Annotated in this window: 18 protein-coding genes; 6 read left to right on the top strand and 12 right to left on the bottom strand. The window is 58.2% G+C overall.

The features are described 5' to 3' along the window. Nucleotides 1–186 precede the first annotated feature (186 nt). A complete protein-coding gene (locus Pan97_RS10675; RefSeq protein WP_144972351.1) occupies nucleotides 187–660 on the bottom strand; it encodes a hypothetical protein in 474 nt (157 codons plus the stop codon). A 116-nt stretch (nucleotides 661–776) separates the two neighbouring features. Here Pan97_RS10675 and queG point away from each other — a divergent pair, with 116 nt between their 5' ends. Continuing rightward, nucleotides 777–1,907 carry a tRNA epoxyqueuosine(34) reductase QueG gene (gene queG / locus Pan97_RS10670; protein WP_144972349.1) on the top strand — a complete coding sequence of 377 codons (1,131 nt, stop codon included), beginning with the start codon at nucleotides 777–779 and terminating at the stop codon, nucleotides 1,905–1,907. Nucleotides 1,908–2,145: 238 nt separating this feature from the next. Continuing rightward, nucleotides 2,146–3,186, top strand: a complete 1,041-nt coding sequence (locus Pan97_RS10665) for an IS110 family RNA-guided transposase (protein WP_144972314.1) — start codon at nucleotides 2,146–2,148, stop codon at nucleotides 3,184–3,186. A 286-nt stretch (nucleotides 3,187–3,472) separates the two neighbouring features. Here the strand turns inward: Pan97_RS10665 and Pan97_RS10660 are convergent, their stop codons facing one another. The 8 genes from Pan97_RS10660 to Pan97_RS10625 form a co-directional block, all read right to left on the bottom strand. Beyond that, nucleotides 3,473–4,525 carry a tRNA dihydrouridine synthase gene (locus tag Pan97_RS10660; RefSeq protein WP_144972347.1) on the bottom strand — a complete coding sequence of 351 codons (1,053 nt, stop codon included), beginning with the start codon at nucleotides 4,523–4,525 and terminating at the stop codon, nucleotides 3,473–3,475. Nucleotides 4,526–4,857: 332 nt separating this feature from the next. Further along, complete coding sequence (zwf, locus tag Pan97_RS10655; RefSeq protein WP_144972345.1) at nucleotides 4,858–6,306, bottom strand: glucose-6-phosphate dehydrogenase; 1,449 nt, start codon at nucleotides 6,304–6,306, stop codon at nucleotides 4,858–4,860. 165 nt (nucleotides 6,307–6,471) lie between these two features. Then, a complete protein-coding gene (locus Pan97_RS10650) occupies nucleotides 6,472–7,257 on the bottom strand; it encodes an SDR family oxidoreductase (RefSeq protein WP_144972343.1) in 786 nt (261 codons plus the stop codon). Between the two features lie 98 nt (nucleotides 7,258–7,355). Then, on the bottom strand, nucleotides 7,356–8,801 hold the full coding sequence (gnd, locus tag Pan97_RS10645; protein WP_144972341.1) for a decarboxylating NADP(+)-dependent phosphogluconate dehydrogenase: 1,446 nt from the start codon (nucleotides 8,799–8,801) through the stop codon (nucleotides 7,356–7,358). A 193-nt stretch (nucleotides 8,802–8,994) separates the two neighbouring features. Then, the gene (locus Pan97_RS10640; RefSeq protein ID WP_144972338.1) at nucleotides 8,995–9,864 is read right to left on the bottom strand and encodes an HAD family hydrolase; all 870 of its coding nucleotides are present in this window, start codon (nucleotides 9,862–9,864) and stop codon (nucleotides 8,995–8,997) included. Between the two features lie 60 nt (nucleotides 9,865–9,924). Further along, nucleotides 9,925–11,229, bottom strand: a complete 1,305-nt coding sequence (locus tag Pan97_RS10635) for a diphosphate--fructose-6-phosphate 1-phosphotransferase (protein WP_144972336.1) — start codon at nucleotides 11,227–11,229, stop codon at nucleotides 9,925–9,927. A 128-nt stretch (nucleotides 11,230–11,357) separates the two neighbouring features. Further along, on the bottom strand, nucleotides 11,358–12,464 hold the full coding sequence (locus tag Pan97_RS10630; RefSeq protein WP_144972334.1) for a calcium/sodium antiporter: 1,107 nt from the start codon (nucleotides 12,462–12,464) through the stop codon (nucleotides 11,358–11,360). Nucleotides 12,465–12,583: 119 nt separating this feature from the next. Then, nucleotides 12,584–13,090, bottom strand: coding sequence for a CBS domain-containing protein (locus tag Pan97_RS10625; RefSeq protein ID WP_144972332.1), 507 nt, complete (start codon nucleotides 13,088–13,090; stop codon nucleotides 12,584–12,586). Between the two features lie 274 nt (nucleotides 13,091–13,364). Between Pan97_RS10625 and Pan97_RS10620 the strand changes: the two genes are divergently transcribed. After that, nucleotides 13,365–13,640 (top strand): hypothetical protein, encoded by a 276-nt coding sequence (locus Pan97_RS10620; protein ID WP_144972330.1) that lies wholly within the window; start codon nucleotides 13,365–13,367, stop codon nucleotides 13,638–13,640. 76 nt (nucleotides 13,641–13,716) lie between these two features. Here the strand turns inward: Pan97_RS10620 and Pan97_RS10615 are convergent, their stop codons facing one another. Beyond that, the gene (locus Pan97_RS10615) at nucleotides 13,717–14,559 is read right to left on the bottom strand and encodes an enoyl-ACP reductase FabI (RefSeq protein ID WP_144972328.1); all 843 of its coding nucleotides are present in this window, start codon (nucleotides 14,557–14,559) and stop codon (nucleotides 13,717–13,719) included. A gap of 217 nt (nucleotides 14,560–14,776) precedes the next feature. On the opposite strand from Pan97_RS10615, the gene Pan97_RS10610 reads away from it, so the two are divergent. After that, nucleotides 14,777–15,502, top strand: a complete 726-nt coding sequence (locus tag Pan97_RS10610) for an SDR family oxidoreductase (RefSeq protein WP_144972326.1) — start codon at nucleotides 14,777–14,779, stop codon at nucleotides 15,500–15,502. Nucleotides 15,503–15,575: 73 nt separating this feature from the next. Continuing rightward, on the top strand, nucleotides 15,576–15,902 hold the full coding sequence (locus Pan97_RS10605) for a thioredoxin family protein (RefSeq protein WP_144972324.1): 327 nt from the start codon (nucleotides 15,576–15,578) through the stop codon (nucleotides 15,900–15,902). Nucleotides 15,903–15,914: 12 nt separating this feature from the next. Here the strand turns inward: Pan97_RS10605 and Pan97_RS10600 are convergent, their stop codons facing one another. Next, nucleotides 15,915–16,259 carry a DUF4190 domain-containing protein gene (locus Pan97_RS10600; RefSeq protein ID WP_144972322.1) on the bottom strand — a complete coding sequence of 115 codons (345 nt, stop codon included), beginning with the start codon at nucleotides 16,257–16,259 and terminating at the stop codon, nucleotides 15,915–15,917. A 223-nt stretch (nucleotides 16,260–16,482) separates the two neighbouring features. Here Pan97_RS10600 and Pan97_RS10595 point away from each other — a divergent pair, with 223 nt between their 5' ends. Further along, on the top strand, nucleotides 16,483–17,736 hold the full coding sequence (locus Pan97_RS10595) for a serine hydroxymethyltransferase (protein WP_144972320.1): 1,254 nt from the start codon (nucleotides 16,483–16,485) through the stop codon (nucleotides 17,734–17,736). Between the two features lie 93 nt (nucleotides 17,737–17,829). On the opposite strand, the gene Pan97_RS10590 is transcribed toward Pan97_RS10595, so the two are convergent. Further along, nucleotides 17,830–18,303, bottom strand: coding sequence for a hypothetical protein (locus tag Pan97_RS10590; RefSeq protein WP_144972318.1), 474 nt, complete (start codon nucleotides 18,301–18,303; stop codon nucleotides 17,830–17,832). Nucleotides 18,304–18,416: the final 113 nt, after the last annotated feature.

The raw sequence follows: 18,416 nt of genomic DNA, 5'->3' as shown, positions 1-18,416 counted from the left end.
ACGGCATCCCTTTTCCAGCATCCTGCCAGGGAAATTGCCATCCTCCCGAAATCAAACCATAGCGTCAGCCCACGACAAACTGGCTGACGGCGGGGGGAGGTTACCAAAGACTGCTAGCCAACAGCAAGACGAATTGCGGAAACCTGAGAGAATTCCCTCAAGTTTCCGCGAGGCTAGTCCGAGCGATTAAAACTCGTTTGTAACGACCTTCGGCGATTGCGCTGAAACGGCTTTCCCATCGGCGTCGACGATCTTCATCGCTGGCTCGGCGGGAACTTCGCCGCTAGCAACATCCTGATCGACGTAAGGGTTCACGACCACTTGCGGCTCGGGAATCGGGCGCTCGGCCACGTACGAGACGCTCGGCGAGTAGGACGAGATCGGGTACGGGCTCATGCCGTAAGGGACGGCCACGTTGTGCGAGTAGTACACCGGTGGGTGCATCGCGTAGTAAGGGGGCATCGGCAGGTAGCCGAGCGAACGATTCAGCGAGTAGGGGCCCCACGACCAATTGTTGCCGTAACCCAGGCCACAGTTGCTACCGAAGCCGACCGATGAGGTACGATGGACGATGATGTTACCATCGGCCAGGGCTTCGTTTGTGGAAATCAACCCTGCGGTCATGGCCGCAGCCAGCAGCACCAGCAGTACCTTGCGCATCTCAGAGCACCTTGCGTGATCAACCCGATGAACCCCTCCCTGGTAATTCAATCCTCATAATTCCACCCTAATTACGCCCCCAGGCGAACGCAAATTCATTTGCCGGTTTTGAACACGTGCCCCATTCCACCAAAGATCTGACTTCTTTGATCCGTCACGAGGCCCAGCAGCTGGGCTTTTCGGCGGTGGGCATCTGTCCGGCCGTTACCCCCACTGGATTGCATCGCTTTCACGACTGGCTCGACGCCGGCTACGCGGGGCAGATGCAGTACCTGGAAGACCGCCGCGACGCCTACGCCCATCCCAATCACGTTTTGGATGGCGTGCAGAGCATCGTCATGCTGGCCCTCAATTACAAAAGCCAGCCGATCCCGCCGCTGGCCCCAGGCCAGGGGAGGGTATCGCGGTATGCGTTTGGCGAACTGGACTACCACGACTGGATCCATGCCCGGCTCAAGCAGTTCAAGAAGGCAATCGCCCAGTGGGAGCCGGAAGCCAGCGTTCGCGGCGTGGTCGACACGGCGCCGCTGTTGGAACGAGAGTTCGCTCAACTGGCCGGCCTCGGCTGGATCGGCAAGAACACGATGCTGCTCAATAAACAGCTGGGCAGCCTGTTCTTCCTCGCCGCGATCCTGATTGACCGAGAGTTGGTTTATGATGACCCCCACAACGCCAGCCACTGCGGGACATGCACCGCATGTCTGACCGCTTGTCCGACCAGCGCGTTTCCCAGCCCCGGCGTGCTGGACGCGACCCGGTGCATCTCGTACCTGACGATCGAGCTGCGCGACGAGATCCCCGTCGAGCTGCGCTCTGACATGCACGACTGGGTGTTTGGCTGCGACGTCTGCCAGGACGTTTGTCCGTGGAACAACAAGTCGCCGATCTCGCCGCACGAGGCGTTCTTTCCGGCCAGCGATCGGGCACCGCTCGAACTACGTTCGCTCTTCACGATGACCGACGATGCCTTTCGCGACCGCTTTCGCAAGACGCCCTTGTGGCGAACCAAACGGCGGGGCATCCTACGCAACGCGGCGATCGTCCTGGGGAATCAGCCGCACGAGGACAATGTCGCTGCGTTGTCACGCGGGCTCGTCGACGAAGAATGGCTCGTCCGCGGCGCGTCGGCTTGGGCTTTGGGACAACATCTGCCGGAGGCCGCACCGTTGCTGGCCGCTCGACAAAAGATCGAAGAGAACGAGCACGTCCGCCGAGAGATTGACCAGGCCCTTGCTCGAAGGAAATAAGAGAGAACACGGGTGACCCAGAGAGATTTCTCTCTGGGTCGGCATCGCCGACAAGAGGCTAATGCATGGACGCAACGAAGATGGAATCGTTCTATTTTGTTCGGACTGGATGCATGAGCCGCTTGTGGCCTGCGGCCACCCAGAGAGAAATATCTCTGGATAGGGATGAAGACCCGTTGCTCCTAGGGTTTACTACGAGTGTGTTAGTAACCCATAAACCCAAAAGGAGCAACGAGCGATGTCTAGTTTACCAACTTTCGTCGGGCTTGATTACCATCAGGATTTGGTTCAGGTGTGTGTTTTGGATTCGGAAGGGCGGACGCTGGCGAATCGGTCGGTGCGGAATGAGGCTGATTTGATTGCCCGCTTTGCGTTGCAGCATGGCACGCCGCAACGCGTGGCGATCGAGGCCTGTTGCGGGGCGGCCGATCTGGCCGAGGAACTGGTCACCCATCGCAATTTGCCGGTGCAGCTGGCTCATCCAGGCTACGTCGCACGGATGAAGCGTTCGCCTGACAAAACCGACCTGGCCGATGCCCAACTGCTGGCCGATCTGGCTCGCGTCAATTACCTGCCGAGCGTGTGGCTGGCCCCCGAAGCAACGCGGCAACTGCGACGCCTGGTCCGCCATCGGGCTCAATTGGTGCGGCGGCGGCGGGACGTTAAACTGCGGATTCGTGGGCTTTTACGAGAAAACCGGGTGCCTTCACCGGGCGGCACGCCTTGGACGAAGAAGTGGCTCACATGGCTGCAGGAAACAGACGACTTGGCACCAAGCGACCGGTGGCTTGTGGAAGACCACCTCGAGGAATTGACTTCCCTGGGGCGTCGCATCCGTGCTGTGGAAGCCAAGATCAGGCACACGGTCGAAGACGATCCGGTCGTTGCGAAGCTTCTGACAATGCCCGGCGTGGGGCTGGTGACGGCGGTTACGCTTCGCGCCGAGATCGGTCGCTTCGATCGCTTCACGCGTGGCAAGCAACTGGCTCGGTTCTGCGGAGTGACGCCTCGCAATGCCAGCAGTGGACAACGTCAGGCAGATGCAGGACTGATCAAGGCCGGCAACCCCGACCTGCGGACTGTGTTGATCGAATTGGGGCATCGACTGATTCGACAAACAAGTGGCCCATGGACCAAGCTAGCGACCGGCATGCTGAGTCGAGGCAAACCGAAGAACGTGGTGGTCGCGGCGGTCGCCAATCGTTGGGTTCGCTGGCTGCACCACGAACTACGCCGCGAAACGCCCCAAGCGGATCGCGTTTTAGAGCAAGCCGTTTAAATTAAGGAATCCCCACAACTCGATAGAACTCTGGGAGATCCTTCGAAAGAAGCGACTGGTCAAGCATTCACCTGTTCCGGCGGGAAGGTACGCTCGAGGTGGCCCTGGGCTCAAGCTCGTCTCTGGTTAGGGCAGCCTTCCCCTTTACTTCGAAAACACCCACAGGGGCTATCCCACCACGGGAAACGCTCGGATAGAGGAAGGGAACCACCGGTGAAAACACTTGACAACGAGTCTGTCTTCATAGAGGGCCACCCGGTTTGTTACCGAACAGTCGTGGCCATCGCTAACCGGCCGAGCAGTTGACCTGCTTGTTGTGGATTTCGCCTGAGAGATACTGCCCCGGCTGATCGACCGTGTAGAACTCGTCACGAATCGCTTCCCAGTCGGACATCTCGCGGATGCGCACGAACTTGGCTCGTACGTCTTCCACTTGTGGATGCAGGAACGAGTACTTCACGCCGAACTTGCGGAAGTTCGTCATCGCCTTCTTCTCGCCGTATAACTCGACCACCAGACGCAGATGCTCTTGGATGATCTCCAACTGTTCGAACGTGGTTGGCGGTGGTGGCAGGGGCTCGCCGGCAGCCAGTGCGCGCGCTTGTTGGAAGATCCATGGATTACCGATCGCACCCCGGGCGACCGTCACGCCGTTGACGCCGGTCTCGTTCATCATGTCGAAGCAGTCTTGTGCGGAGAACAAGTCGCCGCTTCCCAGGATCGTGCGATCCCCCACGTGCCGCTTCACTTCGGCCAGGAACTCCCAGCGGCTCGGTCCGATGTAACGCTGCTCGACCGTGCGACCATGTACCGTGATCGCATCGACACCGATCTCGAACGCACCGTCCAGGATCTCGAAGAACTTATCGCGGCTTTCCTGGGTGTCGTCGATCCCGCGACGCATCTTCACCGTCAGGGGCATTTCGCTGGGGACGACGTCGCGCGTGCGACGAACGATGTCGAGGGCTACCTCCGGTTGGCTGAGATGGAATCCGCCTCGGCAGAGTCCCAGGACCTTCTTCACCGGGCAGCCGAAATTGATGTCGATCACGTCGAAACCAGCTTCGACCAGCTTGGCCGCCCCGGCGGCGAACTGCGCAGGCTCGGCACCCATCAGCTGCCCCCCGACTGGGTGTTCTTCGTCGGCAATGGCCAGGAAGTGGCGATTTTTTTTCCTATCGTTCAGCTCGACCAGGAACTTATCGAGCATCACTTCGCAGATGGTGTAAGGGGCACCCAGGCGACGCGCGATGACGCGCATCGACATATCGCTATAGCCTGACAAAGCTGCTTGGACGAGCGGGAAATCAAGTTCTAAGTTGCCAAGTCGCAGGGCCATGGGGCCGTCATTTCCTCGAAAATCGATCCAACCGGTATTGTTTGCCTCAAGAATAGCAACTGATCCCTACGCGAATAGTGCGACTTTCCGCCAAGCGTCCGTTTTGTATCAAGAGAGTCTCTTCGTCCACCGAGGAATTTTTTTAACTTCGGTAAAGCCTATACCTTAGGTGGCCGATAAATGCTCACATGAAATTGTTTCTCAAGTTGACTTACCCCAGCCGGAAACATTTGTGAGCATATGTCGCTGGTTTCTGAGATCACCAGCGATGTTTAAGGGCCGAATGGTTACCTGCCCCAACCGTTCGGCCCTATTTTATTTCTTGACCGATCTTAGTGCAGAATCGGGCAGACGTCGAACCACTGCCGGCCGTGCTCTTCCATCCAGTCGTTCGATTCATTCGGTCCCCAGTAGCCGGTCTCATACGTGTGCAGCGTGGGGGCCGCGTCGGAACGCCAGGTCTTGATGATCGGGTCGATGATGCCCCAGGCCAGCTCCACTTCGTCGCTACGGGCAAACAGGCTGGCATCGCCTTGAATCGCATCCAGCAGCAAACGCTGGTACGCGTCGGGCATTTCTCCCTGGAACTCCTTGCAGAAGCGGAAGTCCAGGGCGCTGGTCCGAGTCATTATGCCGGAGTCAGGCACCTTGGTCTGGATCTGCAACTGAATCCCTTCAGCAGGCTGAATCTGCATCACCAGGCGACACGCGTCGATAAACGACTTCTTCTGATCGAAGAGCGTATGCGGAGGCTGATTGTATTGAATGACGATCTGCGTCGTGCGGCACGACATCCCTTTGCCGCTGCGCAGATAGAACGGCACGCCGTTCCAGCGCCAGTTATCGACCCACAGCCGCAGCGCCGCGAACGTTTCGGTCTGGCTGTCCTTGGGTACACCCTCTTCCTTGCGGTAGCCGGCATACTGGCCGCGGAGCGTCTCATTGGCGATCTCGTCGGCCGACATCGGGCGAACGGCCTGGAGCACTTTGACCTTTTCGTCTCGCACCATATCGGCATCGAATCGCACCGGGGCTTCCATGGCCGTGACCATCAACAGCTGCAGCAGATGGTTCTGGAACATGTCCCGCAGCACGCCGGCCTGATCGTAGTAACCACCACGGCGTCCCACGACCACTTCTTCGGCCACGGTGATCTGCACATGGTCGATGTAGTTGCGATTCCAAAGGGGCTCGAAGATCGAGTTGGCAAACCGCATGACCAACAAGTTCTGTACCGTTTCTTTCCCCAGGTAATGGTCGATACGATAGACCTGCTTTTCGGGAAAGACGCGGTTGACGTCTTTATTCAGCTTCTCGGCCGTGCCCAGGTCGTAGCCGAAAGGCTTTTCCAGTACGATCCGCCGGGCACCTTCTTCTTGATTGGCCAAGCCTGACTCACCCAGCTGATCGATCGCGGCGGTATACAGGCGAGGGGCCGTCGAAAGATAATAAACCCGTTCGGCCGGTCCCCCTTCGACTTCTTCCAGCAGCTTCTTCAGCTTCTTCAGGTCTTCCAGTTCGGTGAGATCGCCTGGGTGGTAGTAGACGTTGGGAGCAAAGTCGTTCCACGCGTCGGCGTCGAACTTCTTTTCGGTGAACTTCTCGGTCGACTTCTTCAGTTCGTCGCGCCAGGCATCGTGCGAAAACTCGGTTCGCGACATGCCCACAATCCGCGTCCCTTCCGGCAAACGCTTCTTCTTGAACAGCAAGTATAAGGCAGGGATCAGCTTGCGGCTGGTTAGATCACCCGAAGCACCAAAGATGACAATTGTGTGAGACATGGCTATTCCTGTTCCATGCGCCGCGACGAATCGGGTTACGTCCCAAGGATCGCCAACAGCACGAATACGCGACCGTCTACTTCTCACGAGCCCAACGCGCGGCTGACGCCACGCTGGCCAATTATGCCCGGTGCAATCCCAGGCAATAACCCCGAATTCAGGGGCTTAAAATCGCATCGCCGTAAAACCGCCGTCTACGTAAACCGTGGCACCGGTCACAAAACTGCCGGCCGCTTGCGACAACAGCAGAATCGAGGCACCGACCAGTTCTTCCGGCTCACCGAAGCGGGCCATCGGCGTTTGACCGATGATGTTATCGACCCGTTCCTTATCGAGGATCTTGCGGTTCTGCTCGGCGGGGAAAAACCCGGGGCAAAGCGTGTTGAATCGCACGTTTTGGGTGGCATACTCGCGGGCCAGGTTCTTGGTCAGGTTCTCGACGGCCGCCTTCGAGGCCGAGTAGGCGAATACCCGTGAAAGGGGCAAGTGGGCCGTCACGCTACCGATGTTCAGCACCGCGCCCCCTTGCTTTTGCTTGGCCATCGTCGGGGCGAAAACCTGGCAGGCCAGGTGCGTCCCGGTGAGGTTAGTATCGAGCACGCGCTGCCAGTCTTCGTCGGTGATCTCTTCGTAGGGGACCGAAGAGTTTACCCCGGCACAGTTGACCAGCATGTCGACCCGGCCGAATTTTTCCAGGCACTTGTCACGCAGCTGGGCCAGCGAATCACGCGAAAGGGTATCGGCCGCGATGAACTCGGCTTTGCCGCCGGCAGCGGTGATCCGCTCGACGCGGCTTTCGCCTCGCTGCGGGTTCAGGCCACTCACGACGACCGTGGCACCGGCCAAGGCCAGGCCCTCCGCGATCGCTCCACCCAGGACTCCGGACGCCCCGATAACGACGGCAACTTGCCCGTCGAGCCCGAACATTTTGGTTAGGAAATCAGTTGCCATGCTCGCTATCGATCTCTTTTCTAGAACCCCCAGGCACCAGGTTTGGCCTGGGAGTTTGTGGCAGGAGAGTTAGAAACTCGATTCGGTTAGCGGAGCGATTAGGACTTCGGCTCGCGACGACGCTGCAGCCATTCGGCGTGGAAGGTGCCTTCCTTGTCGATCCTCTGGAACGTGTGAGCACCGAAGTAGTCACGCTGGGCCTGCAGCAGGTTGGCCGGCAGGCGAGCGTTGCGATAGCCGTCGTAGTAGGCCAGCGCACCGGCGAACGCTGGGGTCGGAACGCCCAGGTCGATGGCCGTCTTGACCACGGCTCGCCAGCCATCTTGCCCCTTGGTAACCGCCTCGGTGAAGTACGGATCCAACAACAGGTTTTCGAGGTTCGCGTCTTTGTCGAATGCTTCCTTGATGCGATCGAGGAACTGGGCACGAATGATACAGCCACCACGCCACAAGAGGGCACAGTCGCCGTAGTTCAGGTCCCAATCGTGCTCGGCCGATGCGGCTTGCAACTGCACGAAGCCTTGAGCGTAGCTGCACAGCTTCGAAGCGTAGAGCGCCTCGCGAACTTGTTCGATGAACTTGGCACGATCTTCCGAAGTCTTGCCGCTCGGGCCGGTCAGCACCTTGCTGGCACGCACGCGGGCTTCCTTGGCGGCCGATAAACCGCGAGCGTACACGGCGGTGGTGACCAGGGTGCTGGGCACGCCCAGGTCCAAGGCCAGCTGGCTCATCCACTTACCGGTCCCCTTGGCACCGGCCACGTCCAGGATCTTATCGACCAGGTAGCCGTCGCCGTCGTCATCCTTCACGCTGAAGATGTCGCGAGTGATTTCGATCAGGTAGCTTTGCAGGTCGCCGCTGTTCCATTGATCGAAGACGTCGTACAGTTCGTCGTTGGTCAGACCCAAGCCGTGCTTGAGCAGGAAGTAGGCTTCGCAGATCAGCTGCATGTCGCCGTACTCGATGCCGTTATGCACCATCTTCACGTAGTGCCCGGCACCGCGAGGGCCAACCCATTCGCAGCAAGGAATGTCTTCGTTCGGACCCACCTTGGCCGAGATGGCCTGGAAGATCTCTTTGATGTGCGGCCAGGCAGCTTCGCTACCACCGGGCATCAAGCTGGGGCCCTTGAGGGCGCCTTCTTCACCGCCGGAAACGCCCGAGCCGACGAACAGCAGCCCCTTTTCTTCGACGTACTTGGTACGACGTTCGGTATCGGCGTAGTGGGTGTTACCACCATCGATGATGATGTCGCCTGGTTCCATCAGCGGGAGAAGTTCTTCGATCACCGCATCGACCGCCGGGCCGGCCTTGATCAGCATCATGACCTTGCGTGGACGTTTCAGCGAAGCGACCAGCCTCTTCAGATCATGGCAACCGACGAACTGCTTGCCGGCGGCACGGCCTCGAATGAATTCATCCGTTTTCTCGGTAGTTCGATTGTAGACGGCCACCTTGTAGCCGCGGCTTTCGACGTTCAGGGCCAGGTTTTCGCCCATCACGGCGAGACCAATCAAACCAAAATCGCAGGAAGCATCGGACATGATGTTTCTTTCCTCTGAGAATTAACGGGAATCTAGTGTATTGGTAGTCCCCTCTCCCTTCCCAAGGGAGAGGGCTAGGGTGAGGGTTGTTGAAGCGGGTACCACGTTCGCCCCTCACCCTAACCCTCTCTCCCCAAAGGGGCGAGGGGACCGGAGTAGGAGGGCGGTGGTGAATTGCCCGCTCTCGTTTTATCTAGCCAACGACCGGCCAGCTTGGTTTTTCTGGCAGGTAGCGGTCGAATTCATCGAGTAGTGCCTGCTGGTAATCGCCGGCGAACTCGAGCTTCAGGAACTTGTCGATTCCTTCGTCGTAGAATCGCTTCCAGCTGTTTTCTTCGTCGCCTGGGTTGATCGGGTAAAACAAGCAGTTGTTGGCCACGGCTGCTTTGTAGTCGCCAGGAGCGTCGCCGATCATCAGCGCTTGGTTCGGCTTGTACTTGGCGGCGTTGGTCAGCGTTTCCTTCTTGTTGCCAGCTTCCTGGCCGCAGATTTCGGTCACGTACTGACGGATGTCATGTTCGGTCCATTCGTCGTTGAGCGCATCGTTGGGCGTGGCCGAAACGACGAGCATGTCGGCCTTGCCGCTCAGCTTTTCCAGGCACTTGCGAACCGAAGGGAAGGGGGCCACGCCGCGAACCATGCCGGCGACCGTTTCGTTGACCGCCTTCGACCACTTCAAGCAGTGGGCCAGGTCGGGGTCATTCGACTCGGCGACCTTCGCTTCCAGAGCCGGATTGCCCAGCTTGGTTTCTTCGGCGATCCACTTCTTGAGCGACTCGGGAATGGTGATCTTCGCGCCGCGTTCGATCACTTCGGGACGCTTCTGCAGCCATTCGAGCGCTTCGACCAAAGCGTGAAAACGATTGATGCCGCGGCTCTTGGAGTACAGATTGACGAACTCGGCGGCTTCGCGAGCGTACTTGCTGACGCCTTGCAGTTCGTAGTAGTTGATGATGTTGGGAATGAAGCATTCCTTGTGCTTCAGTTCCATCGTGTCGAAGACGCAACCATCCGAGTCGATGCCGACAAGAAACTCTTGTTTCGGTTCAATCTGATAGACCATGGTCGTTCGTTCTCGCTACTTTCGTTTGTCGGTTGATGGGGGTGTGGATTCGACGCAGGCTTACTTCTTCGGAGCTTCCTGGCGATCGGCCTGCGGCACGTAGGCCGGCAGCTTTTGATCGGCGTACAGGTTTTGCAGACGGGTCATACGTTGGCGACCATCGATCATCGGCAGGCTGACCATCCCTTCGCCCAGCAGCGGCTTGGCATACTTAATGAAGTCGTCGGTCACGTCGTAACCGCTTGGCGCGATCCAATCCTTGGGGAAGGTTCGTTCGCTGTTGGCGACTTCCGACAGAGGGGCCTTGTCGTAACGAACGCTGTAGACGTCCCCTTCGTTTCGCAGGATGGTCGACATGTAGCCCGACTGACCGGTCGAGGCCAACACGGCGGCCATTTCGCCCGCGTGGTACGCTTCGTCCAGGTCGACCGAAGAAGCGTATGCCATCGCGTGACGCTGATCGGTACCGCTGACGTTACAACGAGCGGCACCCTTGACGGCCAGCCCGTTGTCGTTGAGGTAGTTGGTGACGATCTGAGCCACCGTGATGTTACTGGCACTGAAGCTGGTATGTCCGAACGAGTCCTTGCGGGCACCGATGTCGCCGACGTCGAAGCCTTCGCTGAGGACCACGATGCAGCGGCCATCCTGCTTGAGCTGCTTGTTGACGTTTTCGTGCAGTTCTTCGAGCGAGCACGGCGATTCGGCCATGTAGATCTGCAGCGGCATTTCGCGTTTGGGGTCGGCCAGACGAGCGGCGGCCGGGATGTAACCGATCTTGCGTCCCATGGCCTGCATGACCAGCACGGGATCTGCCGGCGAACTGCCGCGGTTTTCTTCGTTAGCGTACTGAATCATGTGCATCCAGTACTTGGCCGTCGAAGCATAGCCAGGCGTGTGGTCGATCAGCTTGAACTCGCTGTCGCCGACGTCGTTGTCGATCGTCTTCGGTCCGCCAATGCCGACCATATCGAGGCCGCGATCCTGGGCCATCTTGGCGATCTTGTTGGCGGTGTCCATCGAGTCGTTGCCGCCGATGTAGACGAAGTAACCAACGTTGTGGGCCTTGAACACTTCCATGCAGCGATCGAAGTCTTCGTTCTGCCATTGCTTCAGCTTGTAACGGCAGGTACCGATCGAACCGGCAGCCGGCGTGTAACGCAGCAGCGAGATTTCTTCGGCGGGCTGATCGGTCAAGTTGATCAGTTCTTCTTTCAGGACCCCTTCGATCCCGTGATGGGCACCATAGACCGTCCCAATGTTGTCCGTTTGCAGGGCCGCTTCCACCAGGCCACGCAGCGTGTTGTTGATAACCGGACTGGGACCACCACTTTGGGCAACAATCAAGTTCTTCTTGGTGCTCATGCTTTCCACCGAAACGAGATGGGGACCGTCTGCGCCTTCCTACTTCCAGATCAGGTCGGCAAGATAGGGTAAACCGCGAATTTTACTAGACATGGCAGCAACCGGCAATGAGGTGCCGACGCGGCAAACTAAGCTCTATTGCCACTTTCGTTTGGCATTTCAGGCCCCGAGCGGCGCGTGAAAAGAACCGAAACCACCAATATTAGAACCGTTAATGGAACGCCGCCCAGCAGGAGGATACTCCCCACCGTTTGGGCTAACGGCGATTCGGTCGCCACCAACACGAGATAAACGGTGTAAAGAACGTACCACGCCAGAAAGAGCCCGCCTTCCCACCGATCGATCCGATATCCGGTGAAGAAGATCGGCAGGCACATCACGCTCGCCGCAATCATCACCGGAAACTCTTGCCAAATGGCAGATGGGGCTACCGGAACGCCATCGGGGACGATCACGGCCGTCATCCCGAGCACGCACATCAAGTTGAACAGGTTGCTTCCCACGACGTTGCCTACGGCGATGTCGCGTTCCCCTTTGATCGATGCGGTGATCGACGCGACGACTTCGGGGAGCGAGGTCCCCGCGGCGACGATCGTCAGCCCGATCAACAACTCGCTCATGCCCATCTGCCGGGCAATCATCACGGCACCATCGACCAGCCAGCGCGAACCCAACGCCAGCACGACCAGTCCCAGCACGATCCACAGCAGTTGTAGCGCCAGTCCCCATTTCGACCGGGGAGGCTTGTCGAACTCTTCGGCGAACTCCTGCACGACGGCCTGGGACTCGCGGCGGCTTTCGATCACCGTCCAGGCGACGTACGCGATCAGCCCAGCCACCAAGACAAGCCCTTCAATGCGTCCCACGCTTCCACTGTACGCCAGGCCCCACGTCACCACCGAGACCAATACCATCAAAGGAAGCTCGCGGCGGATCAGTTGACTGTTGACCACCAGCGGAGAAACCAGCGCCGAAACGCCCAAAATGAAGAGGATGTTGAAGACGTTGCTCCCCACCACATTGCCGACGGCGATGTCGGCCTGGCCTGAGAGACCCGCTTTCAGCGAGACCGCCAGTTCCGGGGCACTGGTCCCGAAGGCAACAACCGTCAACCCGATGATTAGCGGAGAAACGCCAAGATAGGCCGCGAGCGTGGACGCCCCACGAACCAGTAGTTCCCCTCCCACAACCAAAGCCACCAGACCAACGACAATCAAACCGACGGCCAATAACATACGGCTCTTTCCACAGAAGCAAGATGAAGAGCCGTCATTATGAGAAGCGAACCCGACCGTCGAACAGGGGACGTTCGACGGCTTGCGGGATTTCGCAATCGGGAAGGCTTAGCCGGCGTTTAGTCGACCGGAGCGTCGTACTGTTCCATCAAGGCACTGAAGTACATGACGTACTTGCCGTTTCGCTTGTCACGTTTGTCGATCATTTGCATCGCCGCATTGAGCAAGTCGCGACGGCTTACCTGACCGATGAGCTTAGTCCCTTCCAGCACCGGCAACCGCCGATAGGGAGTGGAAAGGAAGATCTGGGCACAGCTTAACCAGTCGGTGTCGGCGGTGATCAACCGAGCGATGTCGGTGTTCATGAACGCCCCGACCCGGTTCGAGGGAAGCTGCGAGTAGGCAGCGTCCAACAGGAAACGCATCGAAGTCTTTTCGGAAAAGATCCCCAAGAAGTTTCCTTCGCTGTCTACCACCGGAGCCCCGGAAATTCGATAGTGCAGTAGTTTTCGAATGGCCGCCAACGCATCCTCATCCGGGCTGAGGGTTATCAGCTTGGTAGCCATAAAGTCGCGCGCCGTGAGCGTCGGTGCGGTCGGCGCAGTCGTCGAAGTCGGAATCGACATGCAAAGTTCCTCCTGCGAGAAGTGGGGTTAATACCACGCAGCGTTGTCAGACGAGATCTTCATTTTACTGGATAGAAAACTCAATTTTCCATCCTTTTTTGTTACGACTGACAAAACAAGCAACTCAATAGCCTGCAATTACCATGCCTTTTATAGGGAAATATCTCGTGTCATATGGTTCAGATTGACGATTAATAGTCCGCGCGATAACCTTAAATTAGGGAGTTTTCTGGACGATACTCCCCATCGTGGCCTTAACTCGAAGAGGATTTCGATGATTCGCCCCGGCGATGTGGTCGTCTATACCAAGACCAAACACACAACGAGCCCCGGACCGAGGGCTCACGACATCGAGCCGGAATCTCGCGGGGAATACTACACCTACGCCGTGGACAAATATTGGATTGTCGAAAGCGTAGAGTCCGATGGCATCACCTGCCGCACGCGACGCGGTAAAAGCCACCGAATTTCGTTGGACGACCCACGTCTGCGTCCGGCAAGCTTCTGGGAAAAGTTATTTTTGAGAAGCAAATTCCCCTCGCCAGCTTAACGAGCCAGCACACAAGTGAAAAAACGCCGCGAATGATCGCGGCGTTTTTTTGTGTCTCAATCGCACTGGCAAAGGGTTATTTACCTTCCACTTCCTTGCGAAGCCGCATGTATTCGCCTGCCATCCGGCCAGGACTGCCCATGATGTTGTAGCCGCCATCGACATGCAGAATTTCGCCGGTGATGCCGCTGGCCAAGTCCGACAACAGGAACGCACCCGAGTTGCTGACTTCTTCCATGGTGATGTTACGGCCAAGGGGCGAGACAGCTTCGTACAGGTCTTCCATTTCCTTCGACCCCACGGCACTCGCGGCCAGGGTCTTCAAAGGACCGGCACTGATCGCGTTCACTCGAACGTTGTACTCGCCCATGTCAAACGACAGATACTTCACGATGCTGTCCAAAGCGGCCTTGCAAACGCCCATCATGTTGTAGCCCGGAACCGCCTTTTCGCCGCCGAAATAGGTCATCGCACAGACCGAAGCGCCGTCGTTAAATAGCGGGCGAGCGGCATTGGTCAGGGCAATCATGCTGTAGGCGCTGATGTCCATGGCCAGTTTGAAACCTTCGCGACTGCACTGCACGGTCGGCACGCGGATGTCTTCGATCGTGGCGAAGGCAACCGAGTGCAGCAGAAAGTCGATCTTGCCCAGTTCGCTTTCGGCGGTCTTCATCACTTCGGCGATGTTCGCGTCCGACTGAACGTCAAGCGGGACCAGAAACTTGGCGTTTTCGTATTCGTCGGTAAGCTTGGAAACGCGGCGACGATTCTTCTGACGCTCGTCGTCCGGCTTATCAGGCAGGTGAGTGAATCCACACTCGCCTCCTTCTTCCATGATCTTTTGAGCGATTCCCCAAGCGATCGATCGATCGTTGGCGACACCGACGATCAGGCCTTTTTTACCGGTGAATAGTCCCATCGTTCTCTACCCTCGGGAAACATGTCTTCGCGGAATTGATGAATATCACGCGACCGATTTTCTCCAAATCGCGCAGCGTTTAGGATAACGACATTCGGCCTGCCGCAAAAGGCGACCCAATCGGCATAACGCCTGCGGGGCGGATGCCGAGATAGGTTTAGCCGCCGAATGTATCCCTGATTGCAAAACAATGACTCAAATAGGAAGGCGCTTGCTCATGTCGCTGGAAGGAAAAGTCGCTCTGATTGTTGGTGGTGGTTCGGGTATCGGCAAGGCGATTGCCCTGTCGCTGGCCGCCGATGGAGCGAAGGTCGCCATCGCAGGCCGCCGATTTGAAGTCCTCGAGCAGGTCGCTGCCCAAAGCGAAGCCGAGATCCACTGCCACAGCGTCGACGTATCCGATCGAACCAGCGTGAAGGGGCTGTTCGACTTCGTTTCGAAGACGCTCGGCCCGCTCGATATTCTGGTCAACGCCGCCGGCATCAACATCAAGACTCGCAGCATGGCCGAAATGACCCCTGAGCAGTGGGACCAGGTCATGCAAATCAACGCGACCGGCGGCTACAACCTGCTGTACGAAGCACTGCCGCCGATGCGCGAGCGTAAAGATGGGCTGATCATCAACATCTCGTCGATCTCCGGTAAACGAGCCTATGCATTGGGCGGCATCGCCTACTGCGCGTCGAAGTTCGCAATGACCGCCCTGGGCACCGCCGTCGGCAACGAAGTCGCCGCCGATGGGGTCCGCATCACCAACATCTACCCCGGCGAAGTCGAAACCCCGATCCTCGAGCAGCGCCCGGCAGCCCCAACGGCCGAGCACCGTGCCCGGATGCTGCAGCCGGAAGATTTCAGCGAGGTAGTCCTGGCGATCTGCCATCTACCGCCACGAGCCCACGTGGCCGAACTGATCATCAAGCCGACAAAGCAGGAATATACTTAATGCCTGCGTAACCAAGACGCGAGCCGTGAATCTTAGGATTACCTAATCACTGCTCGCACTTCGGAGACGACCGATGCCGTTCGATTCGCAATACCACGAACAGGCCCCAACCCGTGAAGAGATCGACCAAACGCCTGGCAAGGTCGTTCTCGAGTTCGGTGCCAACTGGTGCGGCCACTGTCAGGGGCTTTCCTCGACGGTCGAGTCGCTTCTATCGAGTGCCCACGACGTCCAGCACATCCGCGTCGCCGACGGCAAAGGCAAACGCCTGGGACGCAGCTTCGGGGTGAAGCTCTGGCCGACGCTGGTGCTGCTTTCCGATGGAGAGGTCGTCGAGCAATTGGTGCGCCCCTCGCCAGACCATTTGACCAATGCATTCACGTCATTCGCGTCGACGTAACTACCGCGAAGCTTAGCTGACGAATCCGAACACGATCGTTCCGATGCACGACAAATTCATTAGCGTGGCCAGAAAGCCCAGCACGATTCCGATCCACGCGTGGACCGATCCTTTCACCGCCGGGTTCTGGGCCCTTCGACGCAGGCCCATGATGCCCAGGACGAAGGCCGGGATCGAGGCGAAGATGCCGATCACCGGAAAAAGCCCCACGATCCCTAGGTAATAAGCACCCAGCGCGGCTGGGTTTTTGTAAGGAATCAGCCCGCCGGTGCCGTCTCCTGTAGTATCCAACGGCTCGACGCCGGTCGATGCTTCCAAGCCGCTATGAGGCGAATTGTACGGATTGGACTCATTCATCGCGGGACCCTTTGTTGTCGATAAGCTGGAAATTGGAGGCCTTTGCCGCTCCGGCATGCTTAATTCTGACTTATTGGTGTTCTCTTGGCGATATCTGTATGGGTCAAAACCAGCGACATCTGTGCCCGTTGACGAATGGGAGACGCTTTCCGACAATTCAATATTCTTTCCGGGGCTGGGGAACGCTCTGGGGGTCTCACTAGGTCTCAACCACAACGCTGGCATGAACTTAATTAAGCAAAACGATCCCGAGGTTTGGGCAGCCATCCAGGCCGAGCAGGTCCGTCAGGCCGATGGGCTCGAAATGATTGCCTCGGAAAACTACACCAGTGCCGCCATTCAACAGGCCGTCGGCAGCGTGCTGACCAACAAGTACGCCGAAGGCTACCCTGGGCGTCGCTATTACGGCGGCTGCGAACATGTCGACGTGATCGAACAACTGGCCATCGACCGAGCCAAACAACTGTTCGGTGCCGAGCACGCCAACGTGCAGCCCCATGCCGGCAGCCAGGCCAACTTCGCCGTTTATCTGACGGCCGTCGAGCCAGGCGATACGATCTTGGGCCTGGACCTGGCCCACGGCGGTCACCTGACGCACGGCATGAAGCTGAACGTCAGCGGCATTCTGTACAACTTCATCAATTACGGCGTCGATCGTGAAACGCATCGCTTGGATTTCGACGCGATCGCCAAGCTGGCCAAAGAGCACAAGCCGAAGCTGATCGTCGCCGGTGCTTCCGCCTACCCGCGTGAGATCCCGCACGAAAAGTTCGCCGAGATCGCCAATGACGTCGGGGCGAAGCTGTTCGTCGATATGGCTCACTACGCCGGCCTGGTCGCTGGCGGCATCCACAACAGCCCGGTGCCGTATGCCGACTTCGTCACGACGACCTGTCACAAGACGCTGCGTGGCCCTCGTTCGGGTCTGATCCTGTGCAAGGAAGAGCACCAGAAACTGATCAACCGCAACGTCTTCCCCGGCACGCAAGGGGGCCCGCTGATGCACGTCATCGCCGGCAAGGCGATCTGCTTCCAGGAAGCGTTGCAGCCTGAGTTCAAGCAGTACGCCCAGCAAGTGGTCGACAACGCCAAGACCCTGGCCGACACGCTGCTGGCCGGCGGCTTGAAGCTGGTCTCCGGCGGCACCGAAAACCACCTCATGCTGGTCGACGTCACCGCCGTGGGTACCACCGGCACGGCTGCCGAAAACGCCCTGGGTGCGTGCGGCATCACGGTCAATAAGAACATGATCCCATTCGACCAGCGCAAGCCGATGGACCCCAGCGGCGTGCGAATCGGAACCCCAGCCCTCACCACGCGTGGCATGAAAACCGACGAAATGAAGACGATCGGCGGTTGGATCCTGGAAGCCCTGAAAGCCCCCGAGGATGCCACCCTCCACGGCCGCATCCGCGGCGAAGTCGCCACGCTGTGCGAACAGTTCCCGGTACCAGGACAGGCGGTTGAGTTGCACTAAAGCGTCTGGCAGGTAAGTCATAATGCGTAGCTCGTTTATGGGCTACGCATTTTTTTCGCTTACGGAAAGGCCAGCGTTTCGGTGTCCCTACGACTACTTCCTTCCGAATAGTAGCATACCAATACCGAAGCCGATGGCACCACCTAGTCCACCGCCGATGGCACCACCCACAGCTCCTCCTGGGAGCATGCCTGTTTCACGACTGGCCACCAACACAACTGCGACCCCACCCATCATTCCGATGACACCGCAAACCTGAATCGCCCCATTCGACTTGGCCTCGGCCTGATCGTTGACAGGCTTTCCTTGCTGATCGTAGAGGGCACTGAAGACGGGGGCGTTGTTCTCGAAGATCGTTAGTTCTGTCGCTGTCGCGTTGGTCATCTTGCTGACGACCGATCGGCTGATCTTATATTCACGACTACCGGCTTTGAATTTTTGGGGCTCGTCATCGACCAGCTTTCCTTCGAAGAGAATCTGCCCATTCAGTGAGATGCGATCCTTGCCCGACACAAACGCTTTGTCGATCTTGATCTTGTCTCCAAGTGCTTCGATGACGGTCGCCATGGATTTAAGCCGACTTTCGTGAGAAGACCATTTTGCCAACGCTGTAGCCAATTGCTGCCCTACGGAGGTAGTTAAGACCATCAGTATAGGGGCCTAGCAAGCGATTGCCACTA

Source organism: Bremerella volcania (assembly GCF_007748115.1).
Classification (GTDB): domain Bacteria; phylum Planctomycetota; class Planctomycetia; order Pirellulales; family Pirellulaceae; genus Bremerella; species Bremerella volcania.
The sequence above is the reverse complement of the archived record's forward strand: the minus strand, read 5'-3'. Positions and strand labels throughout refer to the sequence as shown.

What these genes read in the sequence shown, in the direction of transcription:
- Pan97_RS10675 (WP_144972351.1), bottom strand. Translation starts at nt 660, where the DNA reads ATGCGCAAGGTACTGCTGGTGCTGCTGGCTGCGGCCATGACCGCAGGG.
- Pan97_RS10665 (WP_144972314.1), top strand. Translation starts at nt 2,146, where the DNA reads ATGTCTAGTTTACCAACTTTCGTCGGGCTTGATTACCATCAGGATTTG.
- Pan97_RS10660 (WP_144972347.1), bottom strand. Translation starts at nt 4,525, where the DNA reads ATGGCCCTGCGACTTGGCAACTTAGAACTTGATTTCCCGCTCGTCCAA.
- zwf (WP_144972345.1), bottom strand. Translation starts at nt 6,306, where the DNA reads ATGTCTCACACAATTGTCATCTTTGGTGCTTCGGGTGATCTAACCAGC.
- Pan97_RS10650 (WP_144972343.1), bottom strand. Translation starts at nt 7,257, where the DNA reads ATGGCAACTGATTTCCTAACCAAAATGTTCGGGCTCGACGGGCAAGTT.
- gnd (WP_144972341.1), bottom strand. Translation starts at nt 8,801, where the DNA reads ATGTCCGATGCTTCCTGCGATTTTGGTTTGATTGGTCTCGCCGTGATG.
- Pan97_RS10640 (WP_144972338.1), bottom strand. Translation starts at nt 9,864, where the DNA reads ATGGTCTATCAGATTGAACCGAAACAAGAGTTTCTTGTCGGCATCGAC.
- Pan97_RS10635 (WP_144972336.1), bottom strand. Translation starts at nt 11,229, where the DNA reads ATGAGCACCAAGAAGAACTTGATTGTTGCCCAAAGTGGTGGTCCCAGT.
- Pan97_RS10630 (WP_144972334.1), bottom strand. Translation starts at nt 12,464, where the DNA reads ATGTTATTGGCCGTCGGTTTGATTGTCGTTGGTCTGGTGGCTTTGGTT.
- Pan97_RS10625 (WP_144972332.1), bottom strand. Translation starts at nt 13,090, where the DNA reads ATGTCGATTCCGACTTCGACGACTGCGCCGACCGCACCGACGCTCACG.
- Pan97_RS10620 (WP_144972330.1), top strand. Translation starts at nt 13,365, where the DNA reads ATGATTCGCCCCGGCGATGTGGTCGTCTATACCAAGACCAAACACACA.
- Pan97_RS10615 (WP_144972328.1), bottom strand. Translation starts at nt 14,559, where the DNA reads ATGGGACTATTCACCGGTAAAAAAGGCCTGATCGTCGGTGTCGCCAAC.
- Pan97_RS10610 (WP_144972326.1), top strand. Translation starts at nt 14,777, where the DNA reads ATGTCGCTGGAAGGAAAAGTCGCTCTGATTGTTGGTGGTGGTTCGGGT.
- Pan97_RS10605 (WP_144972324.1), top strand. Translation starts at nt 15,576, where the DNA reads ATGCCGTTCGATTCGCAATACCACGAACAGGCCCCAACCCGTGAAGAG.
- Pan97_RS10600 (WP_144972322.1), bottom strand. Translation starts at nt 16,259, where the DNA reads ATGAATGAGTCCAATCCGTACAATTCGCCTCATAGCGGCTTGGAAGCA.
- Pan97_RS10595 (WP_144972320.1), top strand. Translation starts at nt 16,483, where the DNA reads ATGAACTTAATTAAGCAAAACGATCCCGAGGTTTGGGCAGCCATCCAG.
- Pan97_RS10590 (WP_144972318.1), bottom strand. Translation starts at nt 18,303, where the DNA reads ATGGCGACCGTCATCGAAGCACTTGGAGACAAGATCAAGATCGACAAA.